The sequence below is a fragment of the Streptomyces sp. AM6-12 genome (assembly GCF_044327085.1).
Lineage (GTDB): Bacteria > Actinomycetota > Actinomycetes > Streptomycetales > Streptomycetaceae > Streptomyces.
This window is the reverse complement of record NZ_JBIQWN010000001.1, coordinates 1,051,402-1,065,408: the sequence shown is the minus strand read 5'-3', so window position 1 is coordinate 1,065,408 and position 14,007 is coordinate 1,051,402. Positions and strand designations below refer to the sequence as shown.

At 73.3% G+C, this 14,007-nt stretch carries 12 protein-coding genes; 9 read left to right on the top strand and 3 right to left on the bottom strand.

The window, feature by feature from the left end; translation table 11 throughout:
- The first annotated feature begins 4 nt into the window (after positions 1 to 4).
- From ispG to ACE4Q9_RS04755, 3 genes are read left to right on the top strand one after another with little or no spacing between them, the layout of a single operon-like run.
- Positions 5 to 1,120, top strand: coding sequence for a flavodoxin-dependent (E)-4-hydroxy-3-methylbut-2-enyl-diphosphate synthase (ispG, locus tag ACE4Q9_RS04765; protein ID WP_397982957.1), 1,116 nt, complete (start codon positions 5 to 7; stop codon positions 1,118 to 1,120).
- A gap of 38 nt (positions 1,121 to 1,158) precedes the next feature.
- A complete protein-coding gene (gene dxs, locus ACE4Q9_RS04760; protein WP_397982956.1) occupies positions 1,159 to 3,111 on the top strand; it encodes a 1-deoxy-D-xylulose-5-phosphate synthase in 1,953 nt (650 codons plus the stop codon).
- Between the two features lie 52 nt (positions 3,112 to 3,163).
- Positions 3,164 to 4,549: an aspartate aminotransferase family protein gene (locus ACE4Q9_RS04755; protein WP_397982955.1), complete on the top strand. Its 1,386-nt coding sequence runs from the start codon at positions 3,164 to 3,166 to the stop codon at positions 4,547 to 4,549.
- Between the two features lie 4 nt (positions 4,550 to 4,553).
- Here ACE4Q9_RS04755 and ACE4Q9_RS04750 read toward each other — a convergent pair whose 3' ends face one another.
- Positions 4,554 to 4,847 (bottom strand): hypothetical protein, encoded by a 294-nt coding sequence (locus ACE4Q9_RS04750; protein WP_397982954.1) that lies wholly within the window; start codon positions 4,845 to 4,847, stop codon positions 4,554 to 4,556.
- A 104-nt stretch (positions 4,848 to 4,951) separates the two neighbouring features.
- Here ACE4Q9_RS04750 and ACE4Q9_RS04745 point away from each other — a divergent pair, with 104 nt between their 5' ends.
- Positions 4,952 to 5,578 (top strand): helix-turn-helix domain-containing protein, encoded by a 627-nt coding sequence (locus ACE4Q9_RS04745; RefSeq protein WP_397982953.1) that lies wholly within the window; start codon positions 4,952 to 4,954, stop codon positions 5,576 to 5,578.
- Positions 5,575 to 5,697 carry a DUF6126 family protein gene (locus ACE4Q9_RS04740; RefSeq protein ID WP_397982952.1) on the top strand — a complete coding sequence of 41 codons (123 nt, stop codon included), beginning with the start codon at positions 5,575 to 5,577 and terminating at the stop codon, positions 5,695 to 5,697. The genes ACE4Q9_RS04745 and ACE4Q9_RS04740 overlap by 4 nt, the downstream gene beginning before the upstream one ends.
- A gap of 42 nt (positions 5,698 to 5,739) precedes the next feature.
- On the opposite strand, the gene ACE4Q9_RS04735 is transcribed toward ACE4Q9_RS04740, so the two are convergent.
- The gene (locus ACE4Q9_RS04735) at positions 5,740 to 6,537 is read right to left on the bottom strand and encodes a tyrosine-protein phosphatase (protein ID WP_397982951.1); all 798 of its coding nucleotides are present in this window, start codon (positions 6,535 to 6,537) and stop codon (positions 5,740 to 5,742) included.
- 420 nt (positions 6,538 to 6,957) lie between these two features.
- Between ACE4Q9_RS04735 and ACE4Q9_RS04730 the strand changes: the two genes are divergently transcribed.
- Positions 6,958 to 7,743 (top strand): SGNH/GDSL hydrolase family protein, encoded by a 786-nt coding sequence (locus ACE4Q9_RS04730; protein WP_397987120.1) that lies wholly within the window; start codon positions 6,958 to 6,960, stop codon positions 7,741 to 7,743.
- A 204-nt stretch (positions 7,744 to 7,947) separates the two neighbouring features.
- Here ACE4Q9_RS04730 and ACE4Q9_RS04725 read toward each other — a convergent pair whose 3' ends face one another.
- Complete coding sequence (locus ACE4Q9_RS04725; protein WP_397982950.1) at positions 7,948 to 8,142, bottom strand: hypothetical protein; 195 nt, start codon at positions 8,140 to 8,142, stop codon at positions 7,948 to 7,950.
- A gap of 281 nt (positions 8,143 to 8,423) precedes the next feature.
- Between ACE4Q9_RS04725 and ACE4Q9_RS04720 the strand changes: the two genes are divergently transcribed.
- From ACE4Q9_RS04720 to ACE4Q9_RS04710, 3 genes are read left to right on the top strand one after another with little or no spacing between them, the layout of a single operon-like run.
- Positions 8,424 to 9,698 (top strand): BTAD domain-containing putative transcriptional regulator, encoded by a 1,275-nt coding sequence (locus ACE4Q9_RS04720; RefSeq protein WP_397982949.1) that lies wholly within the window; start codon positions 8,424 to 8,426, stop codon positions 9,696 to 9,698.
- A gap of 45 nt (positions 9,699 to 9,743) precedes the next feature.
- Positions 9,744 to 12,014 (top strand): TOMM precursor leader peptide-binding protein, encoded by a 2,271-nt coding sequence (locus ACE4Q9_RS04715; protein ID WP_397982948.1) that lies wholly within the window; start codon positions 9,744 to 9,746, stop codon positions 12,012 to 12,014.
- Positions 12,004 to 13,935, top strand: a complete 1,932-nt coding sequence (locus ACE4Q9_RS04710) for a TOMM precursor leader peptide-binding protein (RefSeq protein ID WP_397982947.1) — start codon at positions 12,004 to 12,006, stop codon at positions 13,933 to 13,935. Before ACE4Q9_RS04715 ends, ACE4Q9_RS04710 begins: the two co-directional genes overlap by 11 nt.
- Positions 13,936 to 14,007: the final 72 nt, after the last annotated feature.

Here is a 14,007-nt window from a genome sequence, read left to right as displayed (position 1 = left end):
GGCGGTGACCGCCGTACCCCTGGGCGTCCCCGGGGTTCCGGCCCGGCGGGTGGCCCCGCGGCGCACGTCGCGGCAGATCCATGTCGGGCCGGTACCGGTCGGGGGCGGGGCCCCGGTCTCGGTGCAGTCGATGACGACGACCCGTACGTCGGACGTCGGCGCCACCCTCCAGCAGATCGCCGAACTCACCGCGTCCGGCTGCCAGATCGTCCGCGTCGCCTGCCCCACGCAGGACGACGCGGACGCCCTCGCCGTCATCGCGCGCAAGTCGCAGATCCCGGTGATCGCGGACATCCATTTCCAGCCCAAGTACGTCTTCGCGGCCATCGAGGCCGGCTGCGCGGCGGTCCGGGTGAATCCGGGCAACATCAAGAAGTTCGACGACCAGATCGCGCAGATCGCGCGCGCCGCGAAGGACCACGGCACGCCGGTCCGGATCGGGGTCAACGCCGGTTCGCTGGACCGGCGGTTGCTCCAGAAGTACGGCAGGGCCACCCCGGAGGCGCTGGTCGAGTCGGCGCTGTGGGAGGCGTCCCTCTTCGAGGAGCACGGCTTCAGGGACCTCAAGATCTCGGTCAAGCACAACGACCCGGTCGTGATGATCGAGGCGTACCGGCAGCTGGCCGAACAGTGCGACTACCCGCTGCACCTGGGCGTCACGGAGGCCGGCCCCCCGTTCCAGGGCACCATCAAGTCGGCCGTCGCGTTCGGTGCGTTGCTGTCGAGGGGCATCGGCGACACCATCCGGGTGTCGCTGTCCGCGCCACCGGCCGAGGAGGTCAAGGTCGGCCTCCAGATCCTCCAGTCGCTGGGACTGCGCGAACGGCGTCTGGAGATCGTCTCCTGCCCCTCCTGCGGCCGCGCCCAGGTGGACGTCTACCGGCTCGCCGACGAGGTCACCGCGGGGCTCGACGGCCTCGAAGTGCCGCTGCGGGTGGCGGTGATGGGCTGTGTGGTCAACGGTCCCGGAGAGGCCCGTGAGGCCGATCTGGGAGTTGCCTCAGGCAACGGAAAGGGGCAGATCTTCGTGAAGGGGGAGGTCGTGCGGACCGTCCCCGAGTCCAGGATCGTCGACACCCTGATCGAGGAGGCCCAGCGGCTCGCCGAACGGATGAAGTGAGTCCACGTAACTGCACGAAGCGAGAGGGGGCCACGAACGTGACGATTCTGGAGACGATCCGGCAACCGCGGGACCTGAAGGGGCTGTCCGGGGCGGAACTCGGGGTGCTGGCCGAGGAGATACGCGAGTTCCTGGTGCAAGCGGTGTCGCGGACCGGCGGTCATCTCGGGCCCAACCTGGGCGTGGTGGAGCTGACCATCGCCCTGCACCGGGTCTTCGAGTCACCCGTCGACCGGATCCTCTGGGACACCGGCCACCAGACCTACGTACACAAGCTCTTGACGGGGCGTCAGGACTTCTCCAAGCTGCGCGGCAAGGGCGGTCTGTCCGGCTACCCGGCGCGCGAGGAGTCCGAGCACGACGTCATCGAGAACAGCCACGCCTCCGCCGCGCTCGGCTGGGCCGACGGCCTCGCCAAGGCGCGCGAGGTGAAGGGGGAGCGGGGCCATGTGGTCGCCGTGGTCGGGGACGGCGCGCTGACCGGCGGCATGGCCTGGGAGGCGCTGAACAACATCGCGGACGCCCCGGACCGGCCGCTGATCATCGTCGTCAACGACAACGCGCGTTCCTACGCCCCCACGATCGGCGGGCTCGCCGACCATCTGGCCACCCTGCGCACCACCGACGGCTACGAGAAGGTGCTCGCCTGGGGGAAGGAGATCCTCCAGCGCACCCCCGTCGTCGGTGCGCCCCTCTACGAGTCCCTGCACGGCGCGAAGAAGGGCTTCAAGGACGCCTTCGCCCCCCAGGGCCTCTTCGAGGACCTGGGCCTGAAGTACGTCGGCCCGGTCGACGGGCACGACATCGGGGCCGTCGAGTCCGCGCTGCGCCGCGCCAAGCGTTTCCACGGCCCGGTCCTGGTGCACTGCCTGACCGAGAAGGGCCGCGGCTACGAGCCCGCGCTCGCCGACGAGTTGGACCGCTTCCACGCCATCGGCGTGATGGACCCGGCGACCTGCGCCCCGCTCGCCGCCATCGGCGGGCGGTCCTGGACCTCGGTGTTCGGCGAGGAGATCGCCCGGATCGGCGGGGAACGCGAGGACGTCGTCGCGATCACCGCCGCGATGCTGCACCCAGTGGGCCTCGGTGCCTTCGCCGAACGCTTCCCGGACCGGGTGTGGGACGTGGGCATCGCCGAACAGCACGCGGTCGCCTCGGCCGCCGGGCTCGCCACCGCCGGACTGCATCCGGTCGTCGCCCTGTACGCCACCTTCCTCAACCGCGCCTTCGACCAGGTGCTGATGGATGTCGCCCTGCACCGCTGCGGGGTCACCTTCGTCCTCGACCGGGCCGGTGTCACCGGGCCCGACGGCCCCTCTCACAACGGCATGTGGGACATGTCGCTCCTTCAGGTGGTGCCGGGCCTGCGGATCGCCGCCCCGCGCGACGCGGCGCAGTTGCGCAGCCAGTTGCGCGAGGCGGTCGCCGTGGACGACGCGCCGACCGTGCTGCGCTTCCCGAAGGAGAACGTCGGTCCGGACATCCCGGCGCTGGACCGGGTGGGCGGCATGGACGTGCTGCACCGCGCGGAGCGGCCGAAGGTGCTGCTGGTCGCCGTCGGGGTGATGGCGCCGGTCTGCCTGAAGACCGCCGAGCTGCTGGAGTCGGGCGGCACCGGGTGCACGGTGGTCGACCCGCGCTGGGTCAAGCCCGTCGACCCGGACCTGCCGCGGCTGGCCGCCGAGCACCGGCTGGTGGCCGTGGTCGAGGACAACAGCCGCGCTTCCGGGGTGGGTTCGGCCGTGGCGCAGGCCCTCGCGGACGCCGGGGTGGACGTGCCGGTACGGCTGTTCGGCATCCCGGACCAGTTCCTGCCGCACGCCAAGCGCAGCGAGGTGCTGGCCGACATCGGCCTCACGCCCGTGGAGATCGCCGGGCGGATCGGCGGGAGCCTGGCGGCGCGGGACGACGAGGACGCGCCGGACGGTGCCAGGTCCGGCCGCCCCGCGCCCGCGGCGCCGCCGGGGCTGGTCGCGCCCGAGCGGCGGTAGCCGCACACCGACATGGTTCCGTGCCCTTCCGGGGCGCTGACAAGGAGAAGGAATGACCACCGAGTTCGACCTCGGCGCCCTGCTCGCCGAGCGCGGAGCCGAGCGCTACGAGCTGCACGCGAAGTACCTCAACCCGCAACTCCCGCGCATGCTGCACACCATCGGCTTCGACAAGGTCTACGAGCGCGCCGAGGGCGCCCACTTCTTCGACGCCGAAGGCAACGACTACCTGGACATGCTCGCCGGGTTCGGGGTGATGGGCCTCGGCCGGCACCACCCGGTCGTCCGCAAGGCGCTGCACGACGTCCTGGACCTGGACCTCGCCGACCTCACCCGGTTCGACTGCCAGCCGCTGCCCGGACTGCTCGCCGAGCGGCTGCTCGTCCACAGCCCGCACCTGGACCGGGTGTTCTTCGGCAACAGCGGCACCGAGGCGGTCGAGACGGCCCTGAAGTTCGCCCGCTACGCCACCGGCCGACCGCGCGTCCTGTACTGCGAGCACGCCTTCCACGGGCTGACCACCGGCTCGCTGTCCGTCAACGGGGAGAGCGGCTTCCGCGACGGCTTCGCCCCGCTGCTGCCCGACACCGCCGTCCCCCTCGGCGATCTCGACGCCTTGACAAGGGAGTTGAAGAGGGGCGATGTCGCCGCGCTGATCGTGGAGCCGATCCAGGGCAAGGGCGTGCACGAGGCGCCGCCCGGCTATCTGCGGGCCGCGCAGGAGCTGTTGCACAAGCACAAGGCCCTGCTGATCGCCGACGAGGTGCAGACCGGCCTCGGCCGCACCGGCGATTTCTACGCCTACCAGCACGAGGACGGTGTGGAACCCGACCTGGTGTGTGTCGCCAAGGCCCTGTCCGGCGGCTACGTCCCGGTCGGCGCGACCCTCGGCAAGGACTGGATCTTCCGGAAGGTCTACTCGTCCATGGACCGCGTGCTGGTCCACTCGGCGAGCTTCGGAGCCAACGCGCAGGCGATGGCGTGCGGGCTCGCCGTGCTGTCGGTCATGGAGAACGAGCAGATCGTCGCGGGCGTGCGCACCACCGGCGACCTGCTGAAGTCCCGGCTCACCGAACTCGTCGGGAAATACGAGCTGCTGGCCGATGTCCGGGGCCGGGGCCTGATGATCGGCATCGAGTTCGGCAAGCCGTCCTCGCTGAAGCTGCGCAGCCGCTGGGCCATGCTCCAGGCCGCCCGCAAGGGGCTGTTCGCCCAGATGGTCGTCGTACCGCTGCTCCAGCGGCACCGGATCCTCACCCAGGTCTCCGGCGACCACCTCGAAGTGATCAAGCTGATCCCGCCGCTGGTCTTCGGCGAGGCCGACGTGGACCGGTTCATCGAGGGCTTCACCGCGGTCATGGACGACGCGCACAGCGGCGGCGGCCTGATGTGGGACTTCGGCAGGACGCTGATCAAACAGGCGGTCGCCAACCGTTGACCGGTCAGGCGAGCGCCACCAGGAGGACCCACGGACAGAGGAAGCCGGCCGCGCCGAGCACGGTCCCGGTGGCGGCCGGCCACATCCTGCCCAGTCCCCGTCGGGCGTAGTGGATGCCCGCGAGGCCGAAGGTGACGGCGAGCGCGCCCGCGAGCACGGTCAGCGGGAACAGCATGAGCAGCGGGCAGATCCCCAGAGCGGCCACGGCACCGAGGACGAGCGCGGTGGGGCCGAGAAGGGTGGCGGGCGAGTCGTCGGCGCGGCCGGGTGTGCGGTGGTCGGACATGTGAACCCCCATGCTTTGAACGTGTTCAAAAGCTGGGAGTGATTGTAGCAGCGCACGGCTTTTGCCTGAGAGGCAAGAAATTTGCCCGACGGGCAAAAGAGGCGCTGAATAGAGGCATGAACGCCTCAGATGCCGCATCGCCGGCGGCGGGCCAGGGTGACGATCTGCCCGCCGTCGCGCCGCAGCTGCGCGCACTGCGCCGACGGGCCGGTCTCACCCTGGAGGCGGCGGCCCGCAACGCCGGACTCTCACCGGCCCATCTGTCCCGGCTGGAGACCGGCCGGCGCGGGCCCTCGCTGCCGATGCTGCTCGCACTCGCGCGTATCTACGGTACGACGGTCTCCGAACTCCTCGGCGAACGGGTCGCCGACCAGAACGCGATCGTCCGGGCCGCCGACATGGACCCGACACGGGCCGCCGGCTGGACCTACTTCCAGGCCGGGGCCCCCGGCCGTGGCATGCAGGCCCTGCGGGTGCACGCACCGTACGGCGCGCAGGGTGACATCGTGCGCGTCCACCCCGGCGAGGAGTGGCTCTATGTCCTCAAGGGGCGGCTGCGGCTGCGTCTCGGCGACGCCACGCATCTGCTCGCCCCCGGCGACAGCGCCCACTTCGACTCGCTCACCCCGCACCGCCTCGCCGCCGAGGACCCGGACGGCGTGGAGCTTCTGTTCGTTCACACCCTGCTACAGAGCCCCACGGCCGCGCTGTGCCTGGGGCACCTGAACGGAGAGCCGTCATGAGCGACCTGGAGACCAAGTTCCCCCGTTCCCTGTGGATCCGGCTGATCATCTACATCGCCGTCGGGCACGTCCTGGCCGCGTTCCTCTTCCTGCTGTTCAGGATCGGCGGCAAGGGCTGAGTCCGCGCCGCGCGCGAGGCGGGCGCGGGCCGCACGGACGAGTCAGTCCACCAGCCGCGCGCGCAGCCGCTCACGGGTCCCGGGAGTGAGCCGCAGGCCCTGCTCCAGATAGCCGTCCACGCCGCCCCAGGTCTCCTCGATGGTCTCGAAGGCGGCCGTCAGATACTCGGCGCGCGCGTCGAACAGCGGGCTGAGCAGCTCCATCACCTCGGGCGTGTACGCGCTCTGGGCGCTGCCGCTGCGCCGCACCTTGTAGCGGCGGTGCTTGGCGTTGGACTCCAGGTAGTCGGCGACGATCGCGTCCCGCTCCACCCCCACGGCGAGCAGGGTGACGGCTATCGAGATGCCCGCGCGGTCCTTGCCGGCCGCGCAGTGCAGCAGCGCCGGAACGCTGTCCCCGGCGATCGCGTGCAGCACCCGTGAGTGCTCGGCGGTGCGGTCGCGCACGATGGACCGGTACGAGGCGACCATCCGGGCCGCGCCCTTGCCGTCGTCCAGGATCGCGCGCAGCTCGTCGAGATTGCCGTCGCGGACCATCTTCCAGAACTCGGCGCCGTCCGCCGGATCGCTCAGCGGCAGGTTCACATTGCGCACGCCGGGCAGCGCGATGTCCGGGCCTTCCAGCTTCTGGTCGGCCGCGTTGCGGAAGTCGAAGATGGTGTGCAGGCCCAGGGACGAGAGGAAGGCCGCGTCCTGCGCGGTCGCGTGCGCCAGGTGCCCGCTGCGGAACAGCACGCCATGGCGCAGCCGGCGGCCGTCCACGGTCGGCAGTCCGCCGACGTCACGGAAATTGCGCACACCGGCCAGCTCCGGCTCGGTCGACGGGACCTGCTGCGTCACGGGGGCTCCTCCCGGTCGGTCCCCGCCGTCACGGCTCGCGGCGGGCGCTGCGTCGACCATACGGCATTGGTTTCGTGGGGCAATGAGTTGTCCACAGGCCTGGTCGGCGGGGAGGGAAGGACCCGGGTACACGGGCTGCCCGGGGCCGCCCGTCGCCGCGGAGCAGGGGGCGCCCCGACCGCCGGTCGCCTCCGCCCGCGGGTCGCCCGCGCGCCGGGGTACACGTGCGGTCGGCGCCCTCGCCCGAGAAGCGTGTCCGGGCCCCAACAGCGCTGGTGGCGGCCGTATTCCTGGAATTGGGAAACTCTCCAAGTGGCTCATCTCACCGTTCGTCAACCCCTTCCTACGGTCGCGTAGGTCACACCCCGAGGTGAATCATGGCCCGACGTGGCAGACGATTCGAAGAATGACAGCAGATCAGTGATCGGGTCGTACGTGGCGGTGGGGGACAGCTTCACCGAGGGCGTCGGCGATCCCGGCCCCGACGGGGCATTCGTGGGCTGGGCCGACCGGTTGGCGGTCCTGCTCGCCGACCGGCGGCCCGAGGGCGACTTCCAGTACACCAACCTCGCGGTGCGCGGGAAGCTGCTGGACCAGATCGTGGCAGACCAGGTCCCGCAGGCCGTGGAACTCGCCCCGGATCTGGTCTCCTTCTGCGCGGGCGGCAACGACATCATCCGTCCCGGCACCGACCCGGACGAGGTGGCCGAGCGGTTCGAGGCGGCCGTGGCCCGGCTCGCCGGGGCGGCCGGCACCGTCATGGTGACCACCGGGTTCGACACCCGCGGCGTCCCCCTGCTCAAGCACCTGCGCGGCAAGATCGCCACGTACAACGGGCATGTGCGGGCCATCGCCGACCGGTACGGCTGCCCCGTGCTCGACCTGTGGTCGCTGCGGTCCGTGCAGGACCGCCGGGCCTGGGACAGCGACCGGCTGCACCTCTCGCCCGAGGGGCACACGCGTGTCGCGCTGCGCGCCGGGCAGGCGCTCGGCCTGGAGATCCCGGCCGACCCGGAGCAGTCGTGGCCGCCGCTGCCACCCCGCGGCACCCTGGAGGTCCGCCGCGACGACGTCCACTGGGCCCGCGAGCACCTCGTCCCGTGGATCGGCCGCCGGCTGCGCGGGGAGTCCTCCGGTGACCACGTCACCGCGAAGGGCACCCTGTCCCCCGAGGACATCCGGACCCGCATCGCCTCCGTGGCCTGACCGGTCCGGAACGCACACCGCCCCGCCCCGCCCCGCCCCGCACCTCACCCGGTGCGGCGCGGGGCGGTGCGCGTGTCGCCGTACACGTCCGCGCGCCGCGCGCGTGCCCCGGCGCGCCCCGGCCCGGGAATTACACAACCCGATTTCGGAATGCCGGTTCGCGTTAGCCCGTTCCCGCCTGGAAATCGGTGACGCCGCCGCCGGCTACTCGGGACGGCGGTCGCGGCCGTTCGGGAGCTCGCCCGAAGTGGTCTCCTCCAGAAGGGCGGTGTACTTCCGGGAGAGCTCCTCGTACCGCTCGTCCGCCCCCTGCCCGGCGCGCTTGCGCCGGGTCATGACGTACAGCGCGAGCGGCCCGGTGATCATCGAGACGACCGGGATCAGCGGCCACCACGGCATGGATCCTCCCCTGGGTGCGTGGTGCCCCGGCAACCGGCCCGGCCCACCTGGTCGCAGCGTATGCCCTTGCGATCGGATCGCCAACGCCCCACCGCCCGGCGGCCTTTGGGACGCCCCGGCGTCACCGGACGTTTTCCTCCGGGCTCTGGACGCCACCGCATCTTCGAATCTAAGTTCCCGTCTCAGAAGTGGATGTGGGCACGCCACCGACTCTCTGGCATGCCCAACGCCTCCATTGCGCAAGGCCGTTGTGCACGCGACCCCGATGCTGAAAGGCCACGGTGAAGACAGGCACCTCAGCGCCCGACAGCGCTTCCCCGGCACCCGGCACCGGCAGACCCCGGTTCCTCGTGCTCGGCCTGCTCGCCATCACCGACGGCCAGGACACCGTCGTACTCCAGCCCTCCCGCCCCGCCTCGCTGCTCGCCGCCCTGCTGCTCCACCCCGGCGCGGTCGTCGGCTCCGAGCTGCTCCAGCGTGTGGTCTGGGGCAACCGGCCGCCGGCGGGCGGCAGATCGGCGCTGCACACCTGCGTGCTGCGGCTGCGCCGGCTCTTCGCCAAGTACGGCGTCGCCGATCACGCCATCGAGGCCGTGCCCGGCGGCTACCGGCTGCACGCCGACGCCGGCACCCTCGATCTGCTGCACTTCCGCGAGCTGCTCGCCCGCTCGTACGCCGCCGACGACCCGGAGTCCGCGCTGCGGCTCGCCCGCGCGGCGCTCGCGCTGTGGGGCGAACCCCTGCTGACCAACGTGCACTCCGACGAGATCCACCGCGACCTCGTGCCCCGCCTGGCCGAGGAGCGCCTCCTCGCGGTGGAGCGGGTCTTCGACGGCGAGTTGCGCCTCGGCCGGCACCGCGAGCTGATCCCCGAGGCCCGCGAGGCCGTGCGCGCGCATCCCGGACACGAGGGGCTGTCCGCCCTGCTCGTCGAGGCGCTGTACCGCTCCGGCCGGCGCGCCGAGGCGCTCGCCGAGTACCGCAGGATCCACGCCCACCTCACCGAGGAACTCGGCGTGGAGCCGGGTCCGGTGCTGCGCGCACTCCAACTAGCCGTCCTACGTGGCGAGTTGCCCGAGGGGCGGAGCGGGTCGCTCGCCCAAGGCGCGCCGGCCGCGTCGCTGCCGTCCGGTGCGCGGCCCCTGCCCCTGCCGCTGCCGGTCGGGTCCGGCGGGTTCGGCGGGTCCGGCGAGGCGGACGGGTACGGCGGGTTCGGCGGGTCGGGCGGCCTTGGTGGGTTCGACGGGTTGGGCCGGCCTGGCAGGGCCAGTGGCTCCGGCGGGTTGGGCGAGCCCGCCCTCTCCGATGGGTCCGGCGAGCCGTCGTCGGCGCTCGGGCGGGGCTCGCCCGACGCCCCCGGTGCCCCCGGCGCCCTGGTGCTCAGCTCGCTCGTGGACGCCGGGCTGCTCCAGGAGGACCCCTCCGGCCGCTACCGCGTCCACGACCTGCTGCGCCTCTTCGTCCAGGCGGCCGGGGCCAGCCTCCCCGGCGCCCCCGCCGTTCTGCACGATCCGGTGGACCTCCCCGACTCGGCCGCCGGCCGGACCTCTCCGTGAGCATCGAGCCGAACCTCCCCGTAGCCTCGAAAGGTCTCCCCGCCCATGCCCCACGCACCCGCCTCCTACGAGGAGATCGCGCAGTCGCGGCCCCGCATCCGCCGGGACGTCCTCTACACCCGGACCCCGGACGGAGTGCTTTTCCACAACGCGCACGGCGGGTTCAACCTCCGCACCCGCAACGCGTACCGCTTCGCCACGCTGATCGTGCCGCACTTCGACGGCGAGCGGCGGGTCGAGGAACTGTGCGCGGGGCTGGGGGACAGGCAGCGCGACATGGTGGTCCAACTCGTGCGCGCCCTCTACGCGCGTGGCTTCGCGCGGGACGCCGGCCCCAAACCCCCGGCCGACGCCCTCCCGCCACAGGTCGGTGAGCGTTTCGCGCACCAGCTCGACTACCTCGACCACTACGCCGACGACGCGACCGGGCGGTTCGCCCGCTTCCGCGCCACCCCGGTCGCCGTCCTCGGTGACGACGCCCTCGCCCGCTGGGCTGCGCTCGGCCTGCTGCGCAACGGCTGCGGCGCCGTCGCCATCACCGAACCCGCCTCGCTCTACGGCGAGTTGTGTGCGGAGCGGCACGGGGTCGAGGGCAGCGCGGACATCGACGCCGAGGCCGCAGCGCTCGCCGGGGCGGGCTGCGCCCCCCGGCTCGTCCGCCTCGGGGAGGCCGCCGACGGCACGTACGGCTGGGCCGAACTGGAGGGCTGGGACACCGTCCTGGTAAGCCCCGCCGCCGGGCCCCGGCAACTGCTGCGGCTGCTCACCGAGGGCGTGCCGGCCGGGCGCCGGCTGCTCGGCGCGTGGACCTTCGGCGGCCGTGCCGTCATCGGCCCCGAGATGACCGCCGGGAGCACCGGCTGCTGGTGCTGCGCCGCGCTGCGGCTCGGCGCGGGCACCGACGCGGCCGGCAGCGCCGACCTGTGGGCGTCCGTCGGACCCGCCGCACCGCTCGGCGCGCCCGCACCCCTCATCGGCGGCCCCCTCGCCGGGATGCTCGGCAACCTGCTCGCCTTCGAGGTGTTCCGCCTGGTCACCGGGGCACTGCCCGCCGAGACCCGCGGGCGGATCGTCGTCCAGGACCTCGACTCCCTCGACGTGCTCGCGCAGCCGCTGCTGCCGCACCCGCGATGTCCCCACTGCTCCGCCGTCCCCGCCGGCGAGCCCGCGGAGAGCCCCGACGCCCTGCGCGCCGCCCACCCCGAAGACCGGTCCGCCGCCGCGCCCGCCGACGGCGCCGCCGACGAGGACGCCGCCCGTGCCGCGCTCGCTGCGCTGGAGCAGCGCGAGGTCCTGGTGGGCGAGGCGACGGGCGTCTTCACCGCGTACGCCGACGACGAGTGGGAGCAGACCCCGCTCAAGATCGGCACCGTACGGCTGGGCCTCGCGCCCGGACGGACGCGCACGGTGTCCGCCACCGACGTCCACCATGTCGCCGGGGCCCGGCTGAGCGCGGTCTTCCGCGCCGCCGAGGTGTACGTCGAACACGTCGTCCCGCCCCCGGTGCTGACGGCCGCCGCGCTGGAGGCCGCCGCCGGGAAGTGGACCCGCCTCGCCCCCGCCGAACTCTCCGTCTCCAGCGGCCTGGAGATGCCCGCCGAACGCCTCGCCCACTTCAGCGAGGCCACCTCGCTGCTCGACGGGCGGACCGTCCTGGTGCCCGCGGGCGCTGTGCGCACCATCGGCGGCTGGAACGGTGAGGGCCTGTTCGAGCGGACCTCCGCCGGCACCGGCGCCGCGGGCAGTCCCCGTGCCGCGCTCGTCCGCGCCCTGCGCACCGCGCTGGCGCGGGACGCGCTGGACGCCGCCGTCCGCCGCACGAACCCCGTGCGCACCGTGGACCCCGAGACCCTCACCGGCGACCCGGAACTTCTGTTTCTGCTGCGGTCGGCGGACAACCTCGGCGTCACGGCCGAAGTCCTCGATCTCGGCTGCCCGTTGCTGCCGGTGGTGCTCGCCCGGTTCACCGACCCGGACGGCGGCGAGGTGCGCTGGGCCACCGGCAGCGGGCTGCGCCACCGGGAGGCCGTCCTGGAGGCGCTGCGCGATCTGCTCGGCGCCGAGCAACTGCGCCGCGCGGCGGGTGAGTCCGACGGCGGCGACCCGCTGTGGGTGGACCTGGACGCGGCGACCCTCGTCCCCGGCGGCGTCGTACCGGCCCCCGGCACGGCGACCACCTGGGCCGCCGTCCTCGACGGTCTCGCCGAGGCCGGGCGGGACGCCTTCGCGGTGCGGGTCACCGCCCCCGACCTCGCCGCGGGCTCCGTGTTCGCGTCGCGTGTCGTGCTGGCCCGCGGGACGCGCCGTGCCCACTGACACCGTGACCGCGCCGCACCCCGCACCACCCCCGGCCGCCGGGCCGTGGGACGCGGTGTGTGCCGCGCTCACCACGGCCCTCGCCGGCCGGCCGGGCACCCCGCGCGCGGCGGTGACCCCGCTCGGCGTCCGCGACGAACTCGCCCACGAAACAGGGGAGTTCATGCATGATGCGATGCCGATTGGCCTGTACGGACACCATGCCGTGGTCGGTCCCGTACCCGCCGAGGGCGCGCCCGGCTGTCCCCGGTGCCTCGCGCGCCGCTGGCAGGCGGTACGGGCCGGATACCTGCGCGACGCGCTGGAACGCGGTGACGCGCCGCGGGCCACCGGGACCCCGCCCTGGCTGGCCGGCTTCACGGTGGACGCCCTCGCCGCCCTGGTCGCGGCGGCGGCCCGCGGGGACCGGGGCGGCCGGCACCCCTGGGTGTGGCTGCTGGACCTGGAGACCCTGCGCGTCTCCCGGCTCGCGCTGGTGCCCGACGGCGAGTGTCCGTCCTGCGGAACCCGCCTGGGCGACACCGCCGAGGGCGCCCGGATCACCCTGGACCCCGGCACCAAACACGACCCGGCCGACTTCCGCTCGCGCCCGCTCGCCGCGTACGACCTGGTGCCGGAGGCGTTCGTCAACCCCGTCACCGGCGCGCTCGGCCCCTCCTTCGCGCCCGACCTGGCCTCCGCGTCGACCTCCTCGGTGATCGGCGCCTTCACCACCCGTTCGGGCGACTACCTGCGGGAATGCTACTGGGGCGGCCACACCGGCTCCTATGGCACGAGCGTCCGCGTGGGGGTGCTGGAAGGCCTGGAGCGGTTCGCCGGGATGCGGGCCCGCGCCAAGCGGACCGTGGTCGCCGCGGCCCTCGACGACCTCGGGGACCTCGCCGTCGACCCGCGCGTCACCGGCCTGTACTCCGATGCCTTCCACGCCGCCGCCCCCGAGGTGCCGCGGTTCGCGCCGGACCGCCCGGTGGACTGGGTGTGGGGCTGGTCGCTGCGCGACGACCGGCCGGTCCTCGTGCCCGAGGTGGTCGCCTACTACCACGCGCCCGGCGGCATCCGGCGGCGCTTCGTCCAGGAGAGCTCCAACGGCTGTGCCTCCGGCGGCAGTCTGGCCGAGGCCGTCTACCACGGGCTGATGGAGACCGTCGAACGCGACGCCTTCCTGCTGGCCTGGTTCGGCCGGCTCCGGCTGCCCGAGATCGACCCGGCGAGCAGCACACGGGCCGCGACCCGCGCCATGGTCGACCGGCTGGCGATGTACGGCTACCGCGCCCGGTTCTTCGACACCCGGATCACCTTCCCGGTCCCGGTGGTGACCGCCGTCGCCGAACGCGTCGACGGCGGCCCCGGACTGCTCTGCTTCGGCGCGGGCGCCTCCCTCGACCCCGAGGCGGCACTCGCCGGCGGGCTCTGTGAGATCGCCACCGACGCGGTCAACCTGCGCCGCCGCACCGCCCGCGAGGCACCCCGACTGCGGCGCATGGCACGGGACTTCGACGAGGTCCGGGTGCTGCACGACCACCCGCTGCTGTACGGGCTGCCCGAGATGGGCCGGTACACCGACTTCCTGCTGCGCGACCGCGACGACGCCGAACGGGTGTCGCTCGCCTCCCTCGCCGCGGGGGAGGGCGCCCTGACGGCCGCCGCCGACCTGCGCACCGACGTGGCGGCTTGCGTCGCCGCCGTCGCCGCGCACGGCTTCGATGTCGTCGTGGTCGAGCAGACCTCTCCGGAACAACGGGAGTTGGGCCTGCACACCGTCAAGGTCTTGGTGCCCGGCCTGCTCCCGATCGACTTCGGCACCAGCCGGCAACGCGCCCCGCTGATGCCCCGGATGCGCACCGCCCTGCGCGAAGCCGTCCTGCGGGACGACGCGTTGACGCCCGCCGACCTCAACCCGGCGCCGCACCCCTTCCCCTGACCCGACGCACCCTCGCCCAGACGCCCCGTGTCCCGTGCACGGCTCGGCCGGCCTCGACCACAGACAGCAGAA